The following is an 18925-nucleotide window of genomic DNA, read 5'->3' as shown; positions in this document are numbered from 1 at the left end:
TTCCGTCACCCTGAGGAGCGCGAAGCGCGTCTCGAAGGGTCGACGGCCACCGGCCGGGCCGTGCATCCTTCGAGACGCGCGCAAGAGCGCGCTCCTCAGGATGACGGGGATGGTGTGGAGCGCGAGTTCACGTGTATTCGACTCAGCCCTCAATTCCCCGTCTGAAGCTCGCCGAAGCGATCCCAGGTCTTGCCGTTGAAGCGCATCAGCTGCATCTGGTCGACCGGCACGTGGTCGGACGGCGACGTGTTGACCTTGATGCCCGGCAGCAGCATCGGCAATTGCAAGTCCTTGATCGCAAACGCCTGGCGCAGGATGTTCTCGGTCGAGAGATCGTCGCCGCAGGCCTTCAGCACCGCCTCCAGCACCATCGCGCTGTTGTAGGCGTTGACATAGTTGGTGTCGTGCTGATCGCCATCGGGCAAATATCTGGTCATGAATTCGCCCCAGCCCTTCACCCCGGAATCGTCCTTCCACGCCGGATCGTCCGGGTCCTTGACATAGGCCGTCGAGATAATGCCGGTGCCGGCTTCGACGCCGGCCGGCTGCATCACGGTCGAAATCCACACCGCGGTGTTGGAGAGGAAGGCCATCGGCCGCCAGCCGATCTCATAGGCCTTGCGGATCGACTGCGCCGCGAATTTCGGCGTCGCGGCGATCACGAAGACATCGGCGTTGGTCGCCTTCAGCTGAACGATCTGCGAGTCGATGGTTGGCTCAGTGATCTCGTATTTCGCAACGGTGACGACGGAATCATATTTCTCGCCGAGCACGTCCTTCAGGCCGGCGAGATAGTCGCCGCCGTAATCGTCGTTCTGCGAGATCACCGCAAATCTCGCATTCGGATTCTTCGCCAGCGCATAGCGCGCGTAGAGCCGCGCCTCGTAGCGGAACGGCGCCTGCACGCCCATCGTCGCCTGCGGGAATTGCGTGATGTCGCCGAATTTCGAGGCGTGGAGGCCAGGAACAGCTGCGGGATGTTCTTGCCCTGCAGGTACTTTGCGATCGCGGTGTTGTGCGCGGTGCCGATCGAGGAGAAGATCAGCGCGACCACGTCGCTCTCGACGAGGCGGCGGGTCTGCTCCACCGTCTTCGGCGGCGCGTAGGAATCGTCGAGCGAGATGAAGTTGATCTTGCGGCCATTGATGCCGCCGCGCTCGTTCAGCATCCTGAAATAGCCGGCTTCGCCCTTGCCCAGCGCACCGAACGCCGACACCGGCCCGCTATAGGGCATAGTCTGGCCGATCCTGATTTCGGTCGATGTGACGCCGCGCATCTCGGCGGCGAATGAAACGGTGGGCAGCAGCAGGAATGAAATGGCGCCAAGCGCGCCGAATGCCTTGCGCATCAGCCTCCCTTCCCCTTTTTGTTGCCGCGCGTCTCGGAGGACGCGGACGTGCCGTTGAACGGCTTGGCGCGAAGATGCCACGGCGCCCCGACGGAGGCCAAGCATATTCGCCGCGACGATCTCAGCGCTTGCCGCGCTCCTTGAGGGGGATCACGAATTTCAGTCCCGACCAAACCGCATCGACGGCGCAGACCTTGACGTCGACCAGGCCGGATGCGAGCCCCGCTTCGCGTACGACCGTATCGTTGAGGTCTGTCACGACGCCGGACGCCTTCTTCGGCCACGACACCCAGATCATGCCGCGAGGTGCGATCGCCTCGCGGTAGCGCCGCAGCTTGGCGGCGAGCCCTTTGGCCTCGGCGGCGAACAGATGCACGGCATCGAGCGGCGCCCGCGCGGTCTTCGCGATCCGCATATCGGCCGGCAGTTCGCCGACGATGTCGCTGTAGGGGACGGACAACCCGTCGACAAAAATACAAAAGCCCGGCTTGAGGCCGAGCTTTTGCACAATCGGTTTGCCGGAGTAGCCGGCCATCGCTGGCTAAGGCTTATGCCTGCGGCTGCGGCTCCATGCCAGTGTCCGGATCGGGACGCGGGCGCGGCTTGCCGGCCGGCGGCACGGCGGAGGCGCGCGGCGTCGAGGGCTCCAGCACCGACTCGCGGTTGGGCTTCTTGCCCTTCAGCAGGTCGATGATTTCGTCGCCGGTTAGCGTCTCGAACTCGAGCAGGCCCTTGGCGAGCGCCTCGAGATCTTGCCGCTTCTCGGTGAGGATCTTGGTCGCCTCGTTGTAGCCTTCCTCGACCAGACGCCTGATCTCGGAGTCGATCTTCTGGACGGTCGCCTCGGACGCATTCTGGGTGCGCGAGACCGACATGCCCAGGAACACCTCGTCCTGGTTCTCGCCGTAGGAGACGGTGCCGAGCTCTTCCGACAGGCCCCAGCGCGTCACCATCATGCGGGCCAGGCGGGTCGCCTGCTCGATGTCGGAGGCGGCGCCCGAGGTCACCTTCTCGCGGCCGAAGATCAGCTCTTCCGCGACACGGCCACCCATCATGATGGCGAGGCGCGAGGTCATCTGCTCCAGCGACATCGACAGCTTGTCGCGCTCCGGCAGCTGCATCACCATGCCGAGCGCACGGCCGCGCGGAATGATGGTCGCCTTGTGGATCGGATCGGTCGCGACGACGTTGAGGCCGACGATGGCATGGCCGCCCTCGTGATAGGCCGTCAGCAACTTCTCTTCCTCGGTCATGACGAGCGACTTGCGCTCGGCACCCATCATCACCTTGTCCTTGGCCTCTTCGAACTCGGCCTGCGTCACCATCCGCTTGTTGCGGCGGGCGGCGGTCAGCGCAGCCTCGTTGACGAGGTTCATCAGGTCGGCGCCCGAGAAGCCCGGTGTGCCGCGCGCGATGGTCTTGAGGTTGATATCCGGCGCCAGCGGCACCTTGCGGACGTGAACCTTGAGGATCTGCTCGCGGCCGACGACGTCCGGATTCGGCACCACGACCTGGCGGTCGAAGCGGCCGGGGCGCAGCAGCGCGGGATCGAGCACGTCGGGACGGTTGGTCGCCGCGATCAGGATCACGCCCTCGTTGGCCTCGAAGCCGTCCATCTCGACCAGCAACTGGTTCAGCGTCTGCTCGCGCTCGTCATTGCCGCCGCCGAGACCGGCGCCGCGATGACGGCCGACCGCGTCGATTTCGTCGATGAAGATGATGCAAGGCGCGTTCTTCTTGGCCTGCTCGAACATGTCGCGGACACGGCTCGCGCCGACGCCGACGAACATCTCGACGAAGTCAGAACCGGAGATGGTGAAGAACGGCACATTGGCTTCGCCCGCGACCGCGCGCGCGATCAGCGTCTTGCCGGTGCCGGGAGGGCCGACCAAGAGCACGCCGCGCGGAATGCGTCCGCCGAGCCGCTGGAACTTGCCGGGGTCGCGGAGGAATTCGACGATCTCCTGCAGATCCTGCTTGGCCTCGTCGACACCCGCGACGTCCTCGAAGGTGACGCGGCCATGCGCCTCGGTCAGCATCTTGGCGCGCGACTTGCCGAAGCCCATCGCCTTGCCGGCGCCGCCCTGCATCTGCCGCGACAGGAAGATCCAGACGCCGATCAGCGCGATGAACGGCAACCATGAGACGAGCAGCGAGACGAACCACGGCACGTTGTCGCCGGGCGCCTTCGCGGTGATCTGCACCTTGGCGTCATAGAGGCGCTTCACGAGCGTCGGATCGCTCGGCGCGTAGGTCTGGAAGCTCGTGCCATTGTTGAAGGTGCCGTGAATATCGGGCCCCTGGATCACGACATCACGGACATGGCCCTGATCGACTTCAGTCAGAAGTTGCGAGAACGAGATGTCCGAGGACGACGAGCGCTGGCCAGGATTCTGGAAAAGCGTGAACAACGCCAGCAACAGCAGGACAATGATGACCCAGAGGGCGAAATTCCGCAGATTGGCGTTCATGGTCTTCCTTCGTGGTCGCGCGGATCGCGGCCTCTCTCTATCCTTGGGCAGGCTCTGTTGGAATCCCCAGGGAATCCATCCCGTCGATGGCATACAATCTAGGTGCCGCTGGGGTCGATGCCAAGGGAACCACGCATGACTATTTACCGCATCCTAGCGCGATTCCCGGTCAAAAAATGGCGCTAAATCCCGTGTTTTCCGGGGGTGGTTAAGCCTCTTTGCCGGATTATGACAGCGATTGAAACAATCGAACCCGGCTCAGCGGGAACGCGCCCGGCGCGGCGGCGCCGGCCCGATCCTGATACGACCGCCGCCGACGCTGATAACGGCTCCGGCAAGCGTCTGTTTCAGCTTCGGTTCGCGCTTCCCGAGGGCCTCATCGACGGCGGCGAGCAGGGTTTCGACCTTGCCGAGTTCGGCCGGGCCCTCATGTCCGATCCGGTCGATCGCGCGCTTGAGGAGGCGAAGCCGGATTTCCTCAGGCATCGCCGCGAACAGCGCCGCGTCGAAGCCATTGCGCGGGTTATCCTCGCTTTTCAATGCAAGATTGTGCTCGGCGTCGTCGACCAGCACCTCCAGGGCGGTGTTGGCGCGCGCGATCCGCGCGGCAAGCCGCGCCAGGCTCCGCGCATCGCCGCCCTCCTCCGCCAGCATCGGCATCAACGCGCGCAGCCGCGGACGCGTGAAAGCGGGATCGCGATTGGTCGGATCGTCGGCAAAGCCGATGCGCGCCTTCTTCAGCGTTGCGATCAGCTCTGCCTTGGAGATTTCGAGTAGTGGCCGCGTCAGCCAAACGCCGTCGCGCGCGGTCTCGCGCGCCATCGCCGAGAGGCCTGCGATGCCGCTGCCGCGCAGCAGCCGCATCAACAGCGTCTCGGCCTGATCGTCGCGGGTGTGTGCGGTCAGGATGTGCGTGGCGCCATGCTTGCGCGCAGCCTGCGCGAGCAGGCGGTAGCGGGCCTCGCGCGCGGCCGCCGGCAGGCCGGTCCCGGGTTTGGGCCCGCTCCAGCGCAGCGTTTGATGTGGCAGGTCGAGGCTGTGCGCCAGCCGCTTGACGTCGCGCGCCTCGCGCGCCGCTTCAGGACGCAGGCCGTGATCGACAGTGACCGCCACCAGCCGCGGTCCCCGCGCGAGCGCGCGGCGCCAGCGCGCGGCCAGCCACATCAGCGCAACTGAATCGGGACCGCCTGATACCGCGAGCACGATCGCCGGCGCGGACGAAAGCCCTGCGAACAGGCGCTTGGCGTCCCTTGCCGGGATGGCGGATTGATCGTCGGGCATCGCAAAACCAGCATGTCACGAGGAGGCCGGACGTGGCCTCCCGCATCTGGTTTAGCACTTCACGCGCTTCTGCTCGCGGTCAACCGCGGCTTTAACCCCGCCGGATGCGCGCGGATACTTCCGCGTCACCTCGCCGAACGCGGCGCAGGCAGCTTCCTTCTCCTTCAGCGCCGCCAGCGACTGCCCGAGCCGCAACAGGGCGTCGGGCGCCTTCGCGGACTTGTCGAACTTGGTGGTCACGCCGAGGAAGGTTTCGGCAGCGTCGCGATACTGCTGGCGCTGGAAATAGCTTTCGCCGAGCCAGTATTGCGAGTCCGCCACCAAGGGATCGCTCGGATACTTCGTGGCGAAGTTCTTCATCGTCTCTTCGGCGAGCGCATAGTCCTTGCGCTGCATGTAGCCGATGCCGAGGTCGAAATCGTCCTTCGACGTGGCCGACGGCGGCAATGTGGTCAGGGCCGCGCTCGCGCCGGGCGCCCGCGGCGGGCTGGTGTTGCCGAGATCGAGCGGCTCGCCCGCCCCGCGGCCGCCGGGAGCACCGACCGCCGCTTCGCCTTGCATTGGCATCTGACCACCGCCAAGCGCGCGCGGGGCGCCCGGGGCGTTCGGGTTCTGGCTCGGATCAAAGGCGTCACCGCGACCGCGTCGGCCCGCCGCCGCCGACGGCGCAGCCTCCTGCACGATCGGCGCGGGTGCCGCGATCTGCTGCTGGTCGTAGCCGCCCTGCGGCTGCCGGCCATAGCCTGGCTGCGGCTGGCCATATCCCTGCCGCGGCTGGGCGTAGCCAGGCTGAGCTTGCGGATAGGCCTGCGGCTGCTGCGCCGGCGGCACCGCCGCGACGCCGGGCTGGGCCGCCGGAGGCTGTCCGCCCGGGCCGGGCGGCTGGCCGCCGAGCTGGCGCAGCCGCTCCTCGAGCTGGCGGTTGCGGTACTGCAACTCCTCGTTCTGCCCGGTCAGCTGCCGCAGCTGATTCTCGAGCCGCTCGATCCGCATTTCGGCATCGGAATCGTCGGATTGGGCAAACACTGGCGAGGAAACGGCGAACAGCGCCGCGATCGCCGTGGCGGTGGAAAGGAAATGAAGCCTGGATGACATTTTGCCCTGACGACGAGATCGACGTGAAAAGCGAGCGACATTGAGGGACGGAGTACGCCAGAATTGTGACTGGCACTTCAAATCCGGGACAGCGCCGCGGACACCGGTTTAGTACGGACGCCGGAACAAGCAAGCGGCCAATTGCGCGCAGCTTCGTTCATCAAGATGACGGCGCCTCAGTGTTTCCTGCGGCCAAAACAAAACCGGCGCCCGAAGGCGCCGGCTTGGAAGAATTCATTCAGACTCGCGTCAGGAGCTGGCGTTCAGCACGGTGACGGCGCGGCGGTTCTGCGACCAGCAAGAGATGTCGTTGCAGACCGCGACCGGGCGCTCCTTGCCGTAGGAGATGGTGCGCATGCGGCTCGGATCGATGCCGCGCGAAGCGAGATAGGAGCGGACCGACTGGGCCCGGCGGGCACCGAGCGCGATGTTGTATTCGCGCGTGCCGCGTTCGTCGGCGTGACCTTCGATGGTGAAGGAATAGCGGTTATAGGTCTGCAGCCACTGCGCCTGCTTGTCCAGCGTCGCGGTCGCCTGCGGGCTCAGATCGGTCTGATCGCTCTCGAAAAACACGCGGTCGCCGACATTGACCACAAAATCCTGCTGGCTGCCCGGGGTCGCGGCGCCCCCAATTGCGCCATTGGCGTCCAGCGGGTTCTTGTTGGCGCAGGCACCCATCGACAGCGCCACCGCCAGAACCGCGGCCAGCTTCATACCCTGGAGGATACGCATCTGATATTTCATTCGGGAGCCTCCACGCTCACGCTCTTCGTACTGGTCCATTGGGTCTACAGGGCGATGGTTAAGCGAACGTTCCGTCAACCTTGACGAGACCTTGCTGGACCCCATCAAATGCCGCGCAATGCCGAAAAGCGCCCCCGATGGTTAATGGGTGGCAAATGTGGCGCGATGGTGAAGGGAAGGCAAGGTTCGCGGGAACCGGCCGCTTTTGCAGGACAATTTGGCCTGCGCGCAACAGTCGATGGACGCCAGATCGATCAGATCGCCGGTGTGCTCAGGGATTCGGCACGATCGAGGCGCGCTCGAACGGCCGGACGATGCCGTCGGGCTGCAACTGGCCTTCCCGGTCGAACAGCATCCGCCGCTCGAACGCGCTGGAGCGCAGAAACGGATAGCGGGCGAGCACACGCTCTCGCACCGACGGCAGATGCGAGGCCATCAAGCCGACGGGCTTCACGAGCCCGGGATAGAGCCGCGCCTCCGACCAGGTTTCGTGCAGGAACACCCGCCGGTAGAACGCCATGTGCTCGGGCCGGACCGGCGCCAGGCCGTAATCGGCATTGAAATGCACGCCGGCGGTCGAGCCGAGACGCACCGTGACGTAGGGCAGTTCCGGATTGTTCCGCGCCTTCTCGGGATCGGCAACGAAGCGTGTCGAATCGATGAAGACCAGACCCTGATCGAGCTTCGGTTGCAATATATCGCCGAACACGTCGAGCGTCGGCGAGGCGCGCCACTCCGGCGTCACCACGGTGATGCGAATCGAGCTGCAGAGTTCGCCGTGAAGATAGACACCGAACACCCAGGCGTTCGGGGCCTCATCGAACCGATCGACCACGCGCTCGTCCGCCGACGGCCGGATCGCGCCTTCGCGCAGATAGGCGCGATAGCGGAGGCGGTAGATCTCGTCTTTCTGTTCCGGGGTCTGAGCGAGACGGTAGTCGACTTGATCCAGAGGGTCCGCAAGCCTTCCTGTCGCGGGCTTGATGGCTTCGGCCGCGGACCTCATTTAGTACTCCCCTGAACAACCCAACAACTTCAACGCGAGCCAAAAGATTAACAGCTTCTTAATTTTCGTCAAAGCAATCGCGGCAATACAGTTAACCCCTGACCGCAAGGGTGCACTTCGAATCGTGCAGTCGAAGGTTCTCACAACTATCGATTGAAGGCCTTGGCGCCGGATCAAGCGATCGAGCGCGACGGAACCACGTGCAACTGCTCGTCGGGGCGGCGGCCGTGCGAAGCGTTGAGCAGCTGGCGGATGCGCACCGCGGGAACCGGCCGGCTGAACAGGTAGCCCTGTGCTTCGGTCACCGCGCCGTCGGCACTGATCAGTTCCAGCTGCTCGTTGGTCTCGATGCCCTCGACCACGACCGACATGCCGAGATCCGCCGACAGCCGCGCCACGCCGCGCAGCAAGGTGAGCGGGCGATCGCTGTCGATGCCTTCGAGGAAGGAGCGGTCGATCTTGACCTTCTGCAGCGGGAAATTGTGCAGGTAGCTGAGCGACGAGTAGCCGGTGCCGAAATCATCCAGCGAGATCCGCACGCCGAGCGAACGCAGCTGCGACAGCACGTCGTGGGTCAGCTCGGTGTTGTGCAGCAGCGAAGATTCGGTGATCTCGATCTCGAGACGGTGCGCCGGCAGGCCGGAGACCTCGAGCGCGTAGCGCACCTCGCTCAGCACATCGCGCTGATGGAACTGCTGCGGCGAGAAATTGACCGCGACGCTGACCGCCTCGGGCCACTTCATGCACTCCATGCAGGCCTTGCGCAGGATCCAGCGGCCGAGATCGACGATCAGGCCCATGTCCTCGGCGACCGGGATGATGTCGACGGGAGAGACGGTGCCGCGCGCCGGATGGTTCCAGCGCAACAGCGCCTCGCAGGTCGAGACCTTGCCGGACTTGAGGTTGATCAGCGGCTGGTAGAACAGCTCGAATTCCTCGTTGGCGAGCGCCTTGCGCAGATCGAGCTCGAGGATGCGGCGGGCCTCGACGGTTTGCGCCATCTCGTCGCGGAAGAAGCAGAAGGTGCCGCGGCCGTCGGCCTTGGCGCGGTAGAGCGCCATGTCGGCGTTCTTCAGCAGCGTATCGGCGCCGACGCCGGGCGCGGTCATCGCGATGCCGACGCTGGCGCCGATCTCGACCAGATGGTTGTCGATCTTGTAGCGCTCGCTGAGGCGGTCGACGATGCGCCGCGCCAATGCGGCGGCGTCCTCGTGCGAGTGGATGTTCTGCTGGAACACGACGAACTCGTCGCCGCCGAACCGCGCCACGAAATCCTCCGGCCGCAGCATCTCGCGCAGCCGTTCGGCAACCGCGCAGAGCAGCTGGTCGCCGCAGGGATGGCCGAGCGTATCGTTGACCTGCTTGAACTGGTCGAGGTCGACGAACAGCAGCGCGGAGCGGTGCTCGCCGTGCTGCATGGTGAGCAGCCGGCCGATCTCGTCGCGGAAATTGACGCGGTTGGGCAGTGCGGTCAGCTCGTCGTAGCGCGCGAGGTGGCTGATCCGGGCCTCGGCGTCCTTGCGCTCGGTGATGTCCTCGACCAGCACGACGGTGCCGCCGCCGGCCATCGGCTGGAAGGTCCAGTCCAGCGAGCGGTTCTTGGCGGAATCGGGGTCGCTGATGACGATATCGCCGCGCTGCGAACTCTCGATCTCGTACAGGATCTGCTGCGCGGCCGCGGCCGAGATCGAGCCGGACAGGACGCAGGCATTGCAGATGTCGGTCGCGCTGGCGCCGCGCTGCACGAAGTCGTCCGACAGCTGCATCATCTCGATGAAGCGGTGGTTCATCACCGCAAGGCGGCCGTCGGCGCTGAACATGCACAGGCCGTGCGGCATGTTGTTCAGCGCGGTATCGAACTGGCCCGCCAGCGCGGCCTCGCGCTCCTTGGCGATCCAGGCGTTGACGTAGATCCGCTGCAGGCTGGTCGTGAGGTGGCGAATGGCGCTGAAGAACACCAGGCTGAGCAGCGCAAGCGCGATGTGATAGGGACCGCCGACATACATCAGCGCCGCGATCAGGGGACCGATCGACATCAATAGATGCAGGTGGAATATCTGCGGCCGGCCGAAGGTCCGTCCGACCCCCGCCGAGGTGTAGGCGACCACCGTGGTCACGCACAGCATGTGGGCGGCGGCATCCTTGGTCGTGAGCAGCACGGCGGAGCCCCACAGGCCGAGCGCAATGCCGTAGGCGAGGCTGCCGATCCGGTAGCGCTTCTCCCACGCCTCGGACTCTTCGACCGTGAGCCGGGAATTGCGCTGCTGGTAGCGGTACATCTGCCACGCGCGCGCCAGACCGACCACGATGAACAGCGGCACGCACAGCCAGGACAAGAGATTGCCGGTGACAAACGCAATCACGGCGCCCGCAATGGCGGGGCCGAAGGCGCCGAAGATCATGGGCGCGGGGTTCATGAACAGGGAATCGACCAGCGCCGCGGAGATCGTCGGCGACATCGATCGGTCCGGTTCTCCCGTCTGACTTGCAAACTGCATTGTGAGAGCGCGCGTCCTTTTCAGCTCGCACTCTTACTGATCGCAGGTGAAGTCTTTCTGAGGGAATATCGTTAGCAAGTCCTTGCCGTGCCCCATTGACGATCGAAATTCGGCATAGGATTCAGTGCGCTAGGTGAGAACCGCCGACCAGCCCCGGGGTTCCGCGGAGCAGGTCTGCGCCGGCTCACGACAACAGCGGCGACCAGGCGGGATCGGAGGCAAATCCGGGCGTCGGCACCCGCAGCTCGTTGCGGCCGGAAACGTCGATCGTGTACAGCGACGGCCCGCTGTTGCCGCCGGGATCGCGGAAGAACATCACGACGCGCCCGTTCGGCGCAAAGGTCGGGCCTTCATTGTGGAAGCCCGAGGTCAGGATGCGCTCGCCCGAGCCGTCCGGCTTCATGATGCCGATCGCGAACTGCCCGCCGCCCTGCTTGGTGAAGGCGATGTAGTCGCCGCGCGGCGACCACACCGGCGTCGAATAGGTGCCGTCGCCGAACGAGATGCGCTGGGCCGCGCCGCCGGTCGCCGGCATCACATAAATCTGTGGCTTGCCGCCGCGATCGGATTCGAAACAGAGCCGCGTGCCATCTGGCGCATAAGACGGAGAAGTGTCGATCGCCGGCGTGTCGGTCAGCCGCGTCATCGACTTCGAGCGCAGATCCATCACGAACAGGTTGGAATTGCCGCCCTGCTGCAGGCTCATGATGACGCGCTGGCCGTCGGGCGAGAAGCGTGGCGAGAACGACATGCCCGGGAAGTTGCCGACGATCTCGCGCTGGCCGGTCTCGATGTTGAGCAGATAGACCCGCGGGTCGCCCTGCCCAAACTCCATATAGGTGATTTCCTGGGTCGACGGCGAGAAACGCGGCGTCAGCACCAGATCCGTGCCGCGGGTCAGATAGCGCACATTGGCGCCGTCCTGATCCATCAGCGCCAGCCGCTTGACGCGGCGATCCGCCGAGCCGCTCTCGTCGACGAACACGACGCGGGTGTCGAAATAGCCCTTCTCGCCGGTCATCCGCTCATAGATCTGGTCGGAGATGATGTGGGCGATGCGGCGCCAGTATTCCGCCGAGGTGTCGTATGACTGGCCGGCGAGCTGCTGGCCGGTGCCGACGTCCCAGAGCCGGAATTCGGCTTTCACGCGGCCGTTGCCCTGGCGGGTCATGCGGCCGACCACCAGCGCCTGTGCCTTGATGCTCGTCCAGTTATTCAGGTTCGGCGGCGCGTCGATGTTGACCTGCTTCTCGAGAAAAGCCGCTTGGTCGATCGGCGCGAACAATCCGCTGCGCTTCAAGTTGTTGGTGATGACTTGCGCAACACCGACGCCGACTTCGGTATCGCCGGGCGTGCCGGCCGAAAAATTCGGAATCGCGATCGGCACCGGCGCGAACTCGCCCCCCGGGACGGGAATCTGCTTGCGGCCGCCTTCCTGCCCGATGGCTTGACGGAAGGGTGCACCCGCAAGCGCGCCAAAGGCGGCCATTCCGGAAATCATCTGTCGGCGGTTGAGGCGAAACATCATTTCACGCAAATCATTGTTGTCGGTCATTGTCGGTAGACTTTGTCTGCTATTGGCCAAACGTCGCAGCTGATCTCACGTATTATTCTCTTTGAACACCGGTGCGAATGCCTTCCATTCGTCGAACCAGCCCACGGGCAGATTATAGGGCTGACATGCGATAATCGCGCGCAAGGCACTCTCCTGATAGACGCGCATGTAGGGCGTGCTTGGCGAGCCTTCCGCCACCGGCATGCGCGCGAGCGTGCCATCGCGCTTCAGATCGACATCGATCACCACCTGGGTCCGCTGCTCCTCGATGCTACCGTAGGGCTTGTTCTTCCAGCAGCGTTCGACTTGCTGCCTGAACATCGCGCCCCAGGTCGCGGAGTTGTCGGCGGCCTTGCCCTTCGCCGTGCCGAGCGCAGCGTTGGCGTTGAGCGTATCGCCGGTCGCCGCGGCGCGCGTCGGGTCTCGCTTGTCGAGCAGCGCTGCGATCTTGCTCTGGTCGAACACGCGATCCTTCGGCTTCTGCTCCGGCGGCGGCTTGGCGGCCTGCTCAACCGGCTTCTGCGGCTTCTTCTCTTCCTTCTTGATCGCTTCCGCGATCGGGTCGGGCTTCGTCGGATCGGGTTTCTTTTCGACCGGCTTCGGCTCTTCCTTCGGCTTGTTCTCGACCTTCTTCGGCGGATCCGGCTTCTTGTCTTCCGGCTTCTCCACCTTCGGCGTCGGCTGCGGCGCGGTTTCCGTCACCACCGGCGGCTTCTTATCTTCGACCTTACCGACCATGTCGTCGACCGGCTTGGCTTCGGCGACCTTGTCGACCAGCGGCTTGGGATTTTCCTTCTTGCCGTCCTTCTGGCCGGTCATGACATGGGACAGCTGATCGGCCGAAATGACGTCAACAGCGACGGACTCTTCTTCCGGCATCACGTACGCCCTGGTCGAAAACGACACGAGGCCCCACCCGATCACGAGGACGTGCAGGACAATCGATGCCGCCAGAGTCTTGTCGACCTTGACCTTCAATTCAGGCTTCCTCGTGCCGCTTGCCGCACATGGACTCATCATGTTGGAGCATGATCTGGCCGGAAAACCGGTTTCCACTTTTCCGGATCATGCTCCTAGCCACCTTCAGGGATGATGACGATATTCGCCTTGAACCCCGCGGTCCTGATCTCCCCGAGCAATTTCATCATATCCGTGTAACAGACGTCCTTGTCGCCACGCAGATAGACCACTCGTTCGGCCTCCGACCGGGCCTCGCCGATGGCCTTGATCTTGGGCAGAAGATCGGCCGCCGCGATCGACGCGTCACCCAGATAGAGCTCGATGTTCGAGTTGCAGCCGCCACCGGTGCGCTTGACCGACAGCGTCAAGGGCGGCGCGTTAGACGACATCGACTTGCCGCCGCTCGCGACCGGCAGATCGATGTCGATGTTCGAGGTCATCAGCGGCGCCGCCACCATGAAGATGATCAAGAGCACCAGCATCACGTCGACCATCGGCGTGACGTTGATCTCGGCCATGACAGGCTTGCGCCCGCCGCGACGACGCCCACCGCCACCGCCGGACCCTGCCATGCTCATCGCCATGATCGCACACTCGCCAAAGTGACTATCATCTGTCTCAGCCCCGCTCGTCGATCTGACGCGACAGGATGGCGGAGAACTCGTCGGCGAACCCCTCCAGGCGCTGGGCCTGCCGGTTCACCTCCGAAGTGAACTTATTGTAGAAAATAGTCGCCGGAATTGCGGCAATCAGGCCGATTGCGGTGGCAAATAGCGCCTCCGCGATGCCCGGCGCCACCACCGCCAGGGAGGTGTTTTTCGAGGCCGCGATCGACTGGAAGCTCGACATGATGCCCCAGACGGTGCCGAACAGGCCGACAAAGGGGCCGGCCGAGCCCACGGTGGCGAGCACCAAAAGCCGCCGTTCCAGCCGCTCCACCTCCCGGGCGATCGAGACGTTCATGACCTTGTCGATCCGGGCCTGCAGGCCGGCAAAGGACCGCGACTGGCTCTCGAAGGAGCGCTTCCACTCCCGCATCGCCGCCACGAAACAGGCCGCCATCGACTGGGTCGGCTTGGCCGACAGCGCCCGGTAGAGTTCCTCGATCGACTGGCCGGACCAGAAGGCCTGCTCGAACTTGTCCATCGCCCGTTTGGTGCGGGCATAGAGCAGGATCTTGTCGATCGCGATCGCCCAGACCCAGACCGAGCAGGACAGAAGTCCCAACATCACGCATTTGACGACCCAATGGGCCTGCCAAAACAATGCGATCAGCGACACATCGCTCGATGCCAGTGGCAGCGTTGACTGAGCCACGTCGGCGGGATTCATCGGCAATATCCTCTCAACGCAAGTGTCCCTATCAGGCGGGCCGCCAATCGGCACCGGTTCCACGGCCGCGTATCAGGCGCGGCAAAACTGCGCGAGAGCCTCTTACATCTGTCGCATGGGGGGCCCGTCCAAAAGCCGGGCCCTGCTTCCCCTGCCAACATGTCAAAACGAGGGCTTTTCGCGCGGCATTCCGACCCTAACCAAACGCTAATCATGGTTAAGGCGAGGTTACCAAAGGGAAATTTGGAGGCGGGAAATGCCGCCGGCCGAGCGGGTTGGCGGGTTCCCGGGATGAACGGTTTCCGCTGGAGGGGATGACCCCTTCCCCATGTCGTCCCGGCGCAGGCCGGGACCCATAACCCAGCATTGGGCTGGTGAGGAAAGCTGTGGCCCCAGCGTCGCGCAACAATCACCTTCAGTGGTTATGGGTCCCGGCCTGCGCCGGGACGACACTGAGTTTGTTGCGTCACTTGTGAGTCAGACATCCGCGTTCTCGCGACATGATCCGCCCGAGCTTTGCTCTTCGTTCCGCCCGCCTCGATCAGAGGGCGCAGGGAAAGCCGGGTGCCGATTGCACCCATGGGCCCCGAGCAAAGGTAGAAAGCTCGGGGGTAGGACCACAGGTGTAACCGGAGCAGTCCGGCTTTCCCTGCGCGATGGGTTACGGCTTACTTCGTGCTCTCCCCGGCGAGACTGGGCTTTTTTGTCACCGCCCTCGCAAAACGCCTTCGCGTCTTGCGACGAGACACCTGCCGCTAGGGCGTCAGGACCACACGACTTCACCGTCCGCTTCGCGTGCTCTCGTCAGTTCCACGCTCGGCGTCCACCGCATCCCACACCGCGTTCGTGACGATCGCGAAGCGCCCCTCAATCGGGTGAGACGGACGAACCATACAACTATTCCGATAAACCGAAATATTTTTGCGCCTGGGGCTTGCGCCGTCGGGCAACTCAGTGGCACGCGCGCGTGAGGGAGCCACCGGCGGCAGGGTTCCCTCCCCCCTCTTGTCCGCCGAAGCCTCTTGACGAAGGCGGATGCGGGGGAGGGAGCCTGAGAAGCGTGCTCACCTCACCGTCATTTCTGACTCACACTGTACGCGCCCCGGAATGACGGAGATATGCGCGCCTCAGCTCAAATGCCTGATGATCGCGAGGCCGGCGAACAGGCCCGCGATCGACAACACGACCGAGCCCGCGACATACAGCGCCGCAAGTCCGAGCTCGCCGCGTTCATAGAGCACCGCGGTGTCGAGCGAGAAGGCCGAGAAGGTGGTGTAGCCGCCGAGGATGCCGGTCATCAGGAACAGCCGCCAGGGCTGCGAGGCCTCGCCCTTGAAGGCGAGATAGCCGGCGATCAGGCCCATCACGGTCGAGCCCGTGATGTTGATGATGAAAGTGCCGTAGGGAAACGCGGTGCCGATGCAGCGCGCGCAGGTGACGTTGATCAACTGGCGCAAGGTTGCGCCGAGACCGCCACCGAAGAAGACCAGGAGATAGCTTGCCGCGTTACCCACCAATGCCCCCGCTGGTGTGTGGTCAGGGTGGCGGCGCATTTACCGCACACTCGAATCACCCACCCCTGAAAGGGGAGGGGCGACGCGAATGAAATGAGTGGCGGGGCGGGGTCACAGTCTCTCCGGTGAGAGACCGCGTGTTGAGAGAGTTGACCCCTCCCCGTTTCGCATTTCGCTTCGCTTCATGCGAAACGACCCTCCCCTTTCCGGGGAGGGTGAAGAGTCGTGCGACGACCGAATCCGCGCTTAGCCAGCCTTGCCGAACAGCTCGTCGACGTAGTCCCAGTTGACGAGGCTGTCGACGAACGCCTTCAGATAGTCCGGACGGCGGTTGCGGTAGTCGATGTAGTAGGAGTGCTCCCAAACGTCGACGCCGAGGATCGGCACCGCGCCGTGGACCAGCGGGTTCTCGCCGTTCGGGGTCTTGGCGATCTCGAGCTTGCCGCCCTTGACCTGCAGCCAGGCCCAGCCGGAGCCGAACTGACCGACGCCGGCAGCGGCGAAGTCGGTCTTGAACTTCTCGAAGCCGCCGAAATCCTCGTTGATCTTCTTCTCGAGCCGGCCGGGCAGCTTGCTGCCGCCGCCATTCGGCTTCATCCACTTCCAGAAGTGGATGTGGTTGTAGTGCTGGCCGGCATTGTTGAAGACGGCCGCGTTCTTACCGAACGAGCCCTTCACGATCTCCTCGAGGGACTTGCCTTCGAATTCGGTCCCCTTGATCGCGTTGTTGCCGTTGGTGACGTAGGCTTGGTGATGCTTGTCGTGGTGAAACTCCAGCGTTTCCTTGGACATGTAGGGCGCAAGGGCGTCGTGGGCGTAGGGCAGATCGGGTAGCGTGAAGGTCATGGGGTAATGTCCAACAGAGGGTGGGAGACTACACTTAACGGGTCCCCCTTATAGAAGGTTCCATCGCGGAGAAACACCGCATTTTCGGATCGTGTATGACAGATCGGCACAGCCGAGTCACCCAAGGCCCAGGACCCCCGCGATGAGCATCGAAATCGACATTCTCAACGGAGATGCGTCATGGCGGCGCGCCGAGCCGCTGCTCCGGTCGGTGTGGAGCCCAGATATCGTCGAGAAACAGCCCTGGGCCGACATCAAATGGGCTCACGCGGATTTGCGCGTGCTGCTCGACGCGCCCGACGACAGCGGGCTGGCCTGCCATGTCGGTATCTACTTCCGGACCATCACCTGGAACGGCCACAAGGTGCATGTCGGCGGCATCGGCGGGGTCTCGACCCGCGAGGACTGCCGGCGGCGCGGCTATGCGTCGCTCGCGCTCGACGCCGCTGTGCACACCATTCGTGCCAATGATGCGGTGAAATTTGCAATCTTATTCTGCGAGCCGCACAATTTCGCGTTCTACCAGGCGCGCGGCTGGCATCCCTTCACCGGCGAGGTCACTTGCGAACAGCCGTCGGGGCAGATCCGCTTCGAGGCGATGGCGCCGTTCGTCAACGACATCGTCCGCGCGCCGCGCCAAGGCAAGATCGACCTATGCGGCCTGCCGTGGTGACCCCTGCGCGCGCGGCGGTGGCGAGAGGTGCCTGCGCGCCTTAACATGTCACTCATCATTTATTGATTGCAGGCTTTCACAAGGTGACCTCGAACTACGGCCGCAAGCATACTGCGCCCCCTCTCCCGCTTGCGGGGGAGGGTTGGGGTGGGGGCTCTCTCCACGAGTCGCACCGTGGAGAGAACAGAGCTGGCGCCGGTTGTTTGGACAGCGCCCCGCGGGATTTAAGTGGATTCCTGCCGGGTTATGCTGAACGCGGGGCCTTACGATTTTGTCGTTGCGTCGGGAGGGCGTAGCCCGACCAGAGCGACGACAAAATCGTCGGCGACGGTCATGCGGCCATCACCATAGCTTGCGTGCCGAAGTAAGCCTCGTCGGGCGTGCGCCCGTCAAGGCTCGAGTGAGGGCGTCCCTGATTGTAGAAGGCCAGATACTTGGCAATTGACGCTCGCGCCTCGGACACGCTGTCGTAGGCGCGGAGATAAACTTCTTCGTATTTGACCGTGCGCCAGAGCCGCTCGACAAACACGTTGTCGCGCCAGGCGCCCTTGCCGTCCATGCTGATGGCGATCTTCGCGTCCAGCAGCACATCGGTGAACTCGAGGCTGGTGAACTGGCTGCCCTGGTCCGTGTTGAAAATCTCGGGCCTGCCGTGCTTCGCCAACGCCTCCTGGACCGCTTCGACGCAGAAGGCCGCCTCCATTGTGATCGAGACGCGATGGGCCAGGACCCGTCGGCTGAACACATCGACGACCGCCGCGAGATAGACGAAGCCACGCCGCATCGGAATGTAGGTGATGTCCATTGCCCACGCCTGGTCGGGCCGCTCGATCTTCAATCCGCGCAACAGGTACGGGTAGATCTTGTGACCCGGTGCCGGCTTACTCGTGTTCGGGCGACGATAGACCGCCTCGATCCCCATGCGCTTCATCAGCGTCGCGATGTGGCGGCGACCGGCGTATACGCCCTCCCGCCGCAGCAACGATCGCTGCATACGCGCTCCCGCGAAGGGATAATCGAGATGCAGCTCATCGAGCCGACGCATCAAGGCAAGGTCCTCGGCCGAAACTGGCCGAGGTTCATAGTAGACCGTGCTGCGAGCCAGCTTCAGGACCTTCGCCTGGCGCACGATAGAAAGATCATGACCGCGGTCGATCATCGCTTTGCGCTCAGCAGGCCCGCCTTGGTGAGCGCGCCGGACAAAAAATCGTTTTCCAACGCCAGCTCGCCGATCTTGGCATGTAACGCCTTCAAATCGACCGGCGTCTCGGCCGACGCCTTGTCATGCCCAAACACGCCGGCGGCGCCTTCCAGGAGCTGGTTTTTCCAGATCGTGATCTGGTTCGGATGAACATCAAACAGTTGCGCCAGCTCCGCCAGCGTCTTGTCGCCTTTGACCGCAGCCAAAGCAACCTTCGCCTTGAATGCCGGAGAATGCATCCGGCGGCTCTTCTTCGTCATCTTCGCTCCTGATTCGCAGCAAGAATCCTCGCCGCTGTCAGGCAGAAAATCCACTCAAGCTACTGTCCGAATTTGCGGAGCCAGCTCTAACCCCCACCCGCCCCGCGCTGCGCGCGTGTCGGCCTCCCCCGCAAGCGGGAG

The 18925-nt window shown here is 64.0% G+C and carries 15 protein-coding genes and 1 pseudogene; 1 reads left to right on the top strand and 15 read right to left on the bottom strand.

Annotated elements, in window-relative coordinates:
• Nucleotides 1-149: 149 nt before the first annotated feature.
• The 14 genes and pseudogenes from HAP54_RS19070 to HAP54_RS19005 form a co-directional block, all read right to left on the bottom strand.
• Nucleotides 150-1348: pseudogene (locus tag HAP54_RS19070) on the bottom strand (ABC transporter substrate-binding protein).
• A 121-nt stretch (nt 1349-1469) separates the two neighbouring features.
• Nucleotides 1470-1883, bottom strand: a complete 414-nt coding sequence (locus HAP54_RS19065) for a DUF3052 family protein (RefSeq protein WP_166302711.1) — start codon at nt 1881-1883, stop codon at nt 1470-1472.
• Nucleotides 1884-1896: 13 nt separating this feature from the next.
• The gene (gene ftsH / locus HAP54_RS19060) at nt 1897-3819 is read right to left on the bottom strand and encodes an ATP-dependent zinc metalloprotease FtsH (protein WP_029085493.1); all 1923 of its coding nucleotides are present in this window, start codon (nt 3817-3819) and stop codon (nt 1897-1899) included.
• Between the two features lie 258 nt (nt 3820-4077).
• Nucleotides 4078-5100, bottom strand: a complete 1023-nt coding sequence (gene tilS / locus HAP54_RS19055; protein ID WP_166302708.1) for a tRNA lysidine(34) synthetase TilS — start codon at nt 5098-5100, stop codon at nt 4078-4080.
• Nucleotides 5101-5151: 51 nt separating this feature from the next.
• Nucleotides 5152-6195, bottom strand: coding sequence for a tol-pal system protein YbgF (gene ybgF, locus HAP54_RS19050; RefSeq protein ID WP_166302706.1), 1044 nt, complete (start codon nt 6193-6195; stop codon nt 5152-5154).
• A 249-nt stretch (nt 6196-6444) separates the two neighbouring features.
• Complete coding sequence (gene pal / locus HAP54_RS19045; protein WP_029085490.1) at nt 6445-6939, bottom strand: peptidoglycan-associated lipoprotein Pal; 495 nt, start codon at nt 6937-6939, stop codon at nt 6445-6447.
• A 271-nt stretch (nt 6940-7210) separates the two neighbouring features.
• Nucleotides 7211-7945: an N-acyl amino acid synthase FeeM domain-containing protein gene (locus tag HAP54_RS19040; protein WP_166302703.1), complete on the bottom strand. Its 735-nt coding sequence runs from the start codon at nt 7943-7945 to the stop codon at nt 7211-7213.
• A gap of 173 nt (nt 7946-8118) precedes the next feature.
• The gene (locus HAP54_RS19035) at nt 8119-10443 is read right to left on the bottom strand and encodes an EAL domain-containing protein (protein ID WP_166302700.1); all 2325 of its coding nucleotides are present in this window, start codon (nt 10441-10443) and stop codon (nt 8119-8121) included.
• Nucleotides 10444-10627: 184 nt separating this feature from the next.
• Nucleotides 10628-11971: a Tol-Pal system beta propeller repeat protein TolB gene (gene tolB, locus HAP54_RS19030; RefSeq protein ID WP_029085487.1), complete on the bottom strand. Its 1344-nt coding sequence runs from the start codon at nt 11969-11971 to the stop codon at nt 10628-10630.
• A gap of 72 nt (nt 11972-12043) precedes the next feature.
• On the bottom strand, nt 12044-13015 hold the full coding sequence (locus HAP54_RS19025; protein ID WP_166308034.1) for a protein TolA: 972 nt from the start codon (nt 13013-13015) through the stop codon (nt 12044-12046).
• Between the two features lie 56 nt (nt 13016-13071).
• Nucleotides 13072-13542, bottom strand: coding sequence for a biopolymer transporter ExbD (locus HAP54_RS19020; RefSeq protein ID WP_029085485.1), 471 nt, complete (start codon nt 13540-13542; stop codon nt 13072-13074).
• Nucleotides 13543-13576: 34 nt separating this feature from the next.
• Complete coding sequence (gene tolQ, locus HAP54_RS19015) at nt 13577-14290, bottom strand: protein TolQ (protein ID WP_029085484.1); 714 nt, start codon at nt 14288-14290, stop codon at nt 13577-13579.
• A gap of 1127 nt (nt 14291-15417) precedes the next feature.
• On the bottom strand, nt 15418-15843 hold the full coding sequence (gene crcB, locus HAP54_RS19010; RefSeq protein WP_166302698.1) for a fluoride efflux transporter CrcB: 426 nt from the start codon (nt 15841-15843) through the stop codon (nt 15418-15420).
• A 207-nt stretch (nt 15844-16050) separates the two neighbouring features.
• Nucleotides 16051-16650, bottom strand: a complete 600-nt coding sequence (locus tag HAP54_RS19005) for a superoxide dismutase (RefSeq protein WP_166302696.1) — start codon at nt 16648-16650, stop codon at nt 16051-16053.
• 142 nt (nt 16651-16792) lie between these two features.
• Here HAP54_RS19005 and HAP54_RS19000 point away from each other — a divergent pair, with 142 nt between their 5' ends.
• Complete coding sequence (locus HAP54_RS19000) at nt 16793-17323, top strand: GNAT family N-acetyltransferase (RefSeq protein ID WP_166302693.1); 531 nt, start codon at nt 16793-16795, stop codon at nt 17321-17323.
• Between the two features lie 331 nt (nt 17324-17654).
• Here HAP54_RS19000 and HAP54_RS18995 read toward each other — a convergent pair.
• Nucleotides 17655-18784 (bottom strand): IS3-like element ISRj2 family transposase gene (locus tag HAP54_RS18995; protein ID WP_166204126.1). Its coding sequence is split into 2 segments (ribosomal slippage): nt 17655-18532 and nt 18532-18784, totalling 1131 coding nucleotides; the frame shifts between segments, so codons are not numbered across the junction.
• Nucleotides 18785-18925: the final 141 nt, after the last annotated feature.

Source organism: Bradyrhizobium sp. 2S1, from assembly GCF_011516625.5.
In the GTDB taxonomy this organism is placed as follows: domain Bacteria; phylum Pseudomonadota; class Alphaproteobacteria; order Rhizobiales; family Xanthobacteraceae; genus Bradyrhizobium; species Bradyrhizobium septentrionale.
The sequence above is the reverse complement of the archived record's forward strand: the minus strand, read 5'-3'. Positions and strand labels throughout refer to the sequence as shown.

What these genes read in the sequence shown, in the direction of transcription:
- HAP54_RS19065 (WP_166302711.1), bottom strand. Translation starts at nt 1,883, where the DNA reads ATGGCCGGCTACTCCGGCAAACCGATTGTGCAAAAGCTCGGCCTCAAG.
- ftsH (WP_029085493.1), bottom strand. Translation starts at nt 3,819, where the DNA reads ATGAACGCCAATCTGCGGAATTTCGCCCTCTGGGTCATCATTGTCCTG.
- tilS (WP_166302708.1), bottom strand. Translation starts at nt 5,100, where the DNA reads ATGCCCGACGATCAATCCGCCATCCCGGCAAGGGACGCCAAGCGCCTG.
- ybgF (WP_166302706.1), bottom strand. Translation starts at nt 6,195, where the DNA reads ATGTCATCCAGGCTTCATTTCCTTTCCACCGCCACGGCGATCGCGGCG.
- pal (WP_029085490.1), bottom strand. Translation starts at nt 6,939, where the DNA reads ATGAAATATCAGATGCGTATCCTCCAGGGTATGAAGCTGGCCGCGGTT.
- HAP54_RS19040 (WP_166302703.1), bottom strand. Translation starts at nt 7,945, where the DNA reads ATGAGGTCCGCGGCCGAAGCCATCAAGCCCGCGACAGGAAGGCTTGCG.
- HAP54_RS19035 (WP_166302700.1), bottom strand. Translation starts at nt 10,443, where the DNA reads ATGCAGTTTGCAAGTCAGACGGGAGAACCGGACCGATCGATGTCGCCG.
- tolB (WP_029085487.1), bottom strand. Translation starts at nt 11,971, where the DNA reads ATGATGTTTCGCCTCAACCGCCGACAGATGATTTCCGGAATGGCCGCC.
- HAP54_RS19025 (WP_166308034.1), bottom strand. Translation starts at nt 13,015, where the DNA reads ATGAGTCCATGTGCGGCAAGCGGCACGAGGAAGCCTGAATTGAAGGTC.
- HAP54_RS19020 (WP_029085485.1), bottom strand. Translation starts at nt 13,542, where the DNA reads ATGGCGATGAGCATGGCAGGGTCCGGCGGTGGCGGTGGGCGTCGTCGC.
- tolQ (WP_029085484.1), bottom strand. Translation starts at nt 14,290, where the DNA reads ATGAATCCCGCCGACGTGGCTCAGTCAACGCTGCCACTGGCATCGAGC.
- crcB (WP_166302698.1), bottom strand. Translation starts at nt 15,843, where the DNA reads ATGCGCCGCCACCCTGACCACACACCAGCGGGGGCATTGGTGGGTAAC.
- HAP54_RS19005 (WP_166302696.1), bottom strand. Translation starts at nt 16,650, where the DNA reads ATGACCTTCACGCTACCCGATCTGCCCTACGCCCACGACGCCCTTGCG.
- HAP54_RS19000 (WP_166302693.1), top strand. Translation starts at nt 16,793, where the DNA reads ATGAGCATCGAAATCGACATTCTCAACGGAGATGCGTCATGGCGGCGC.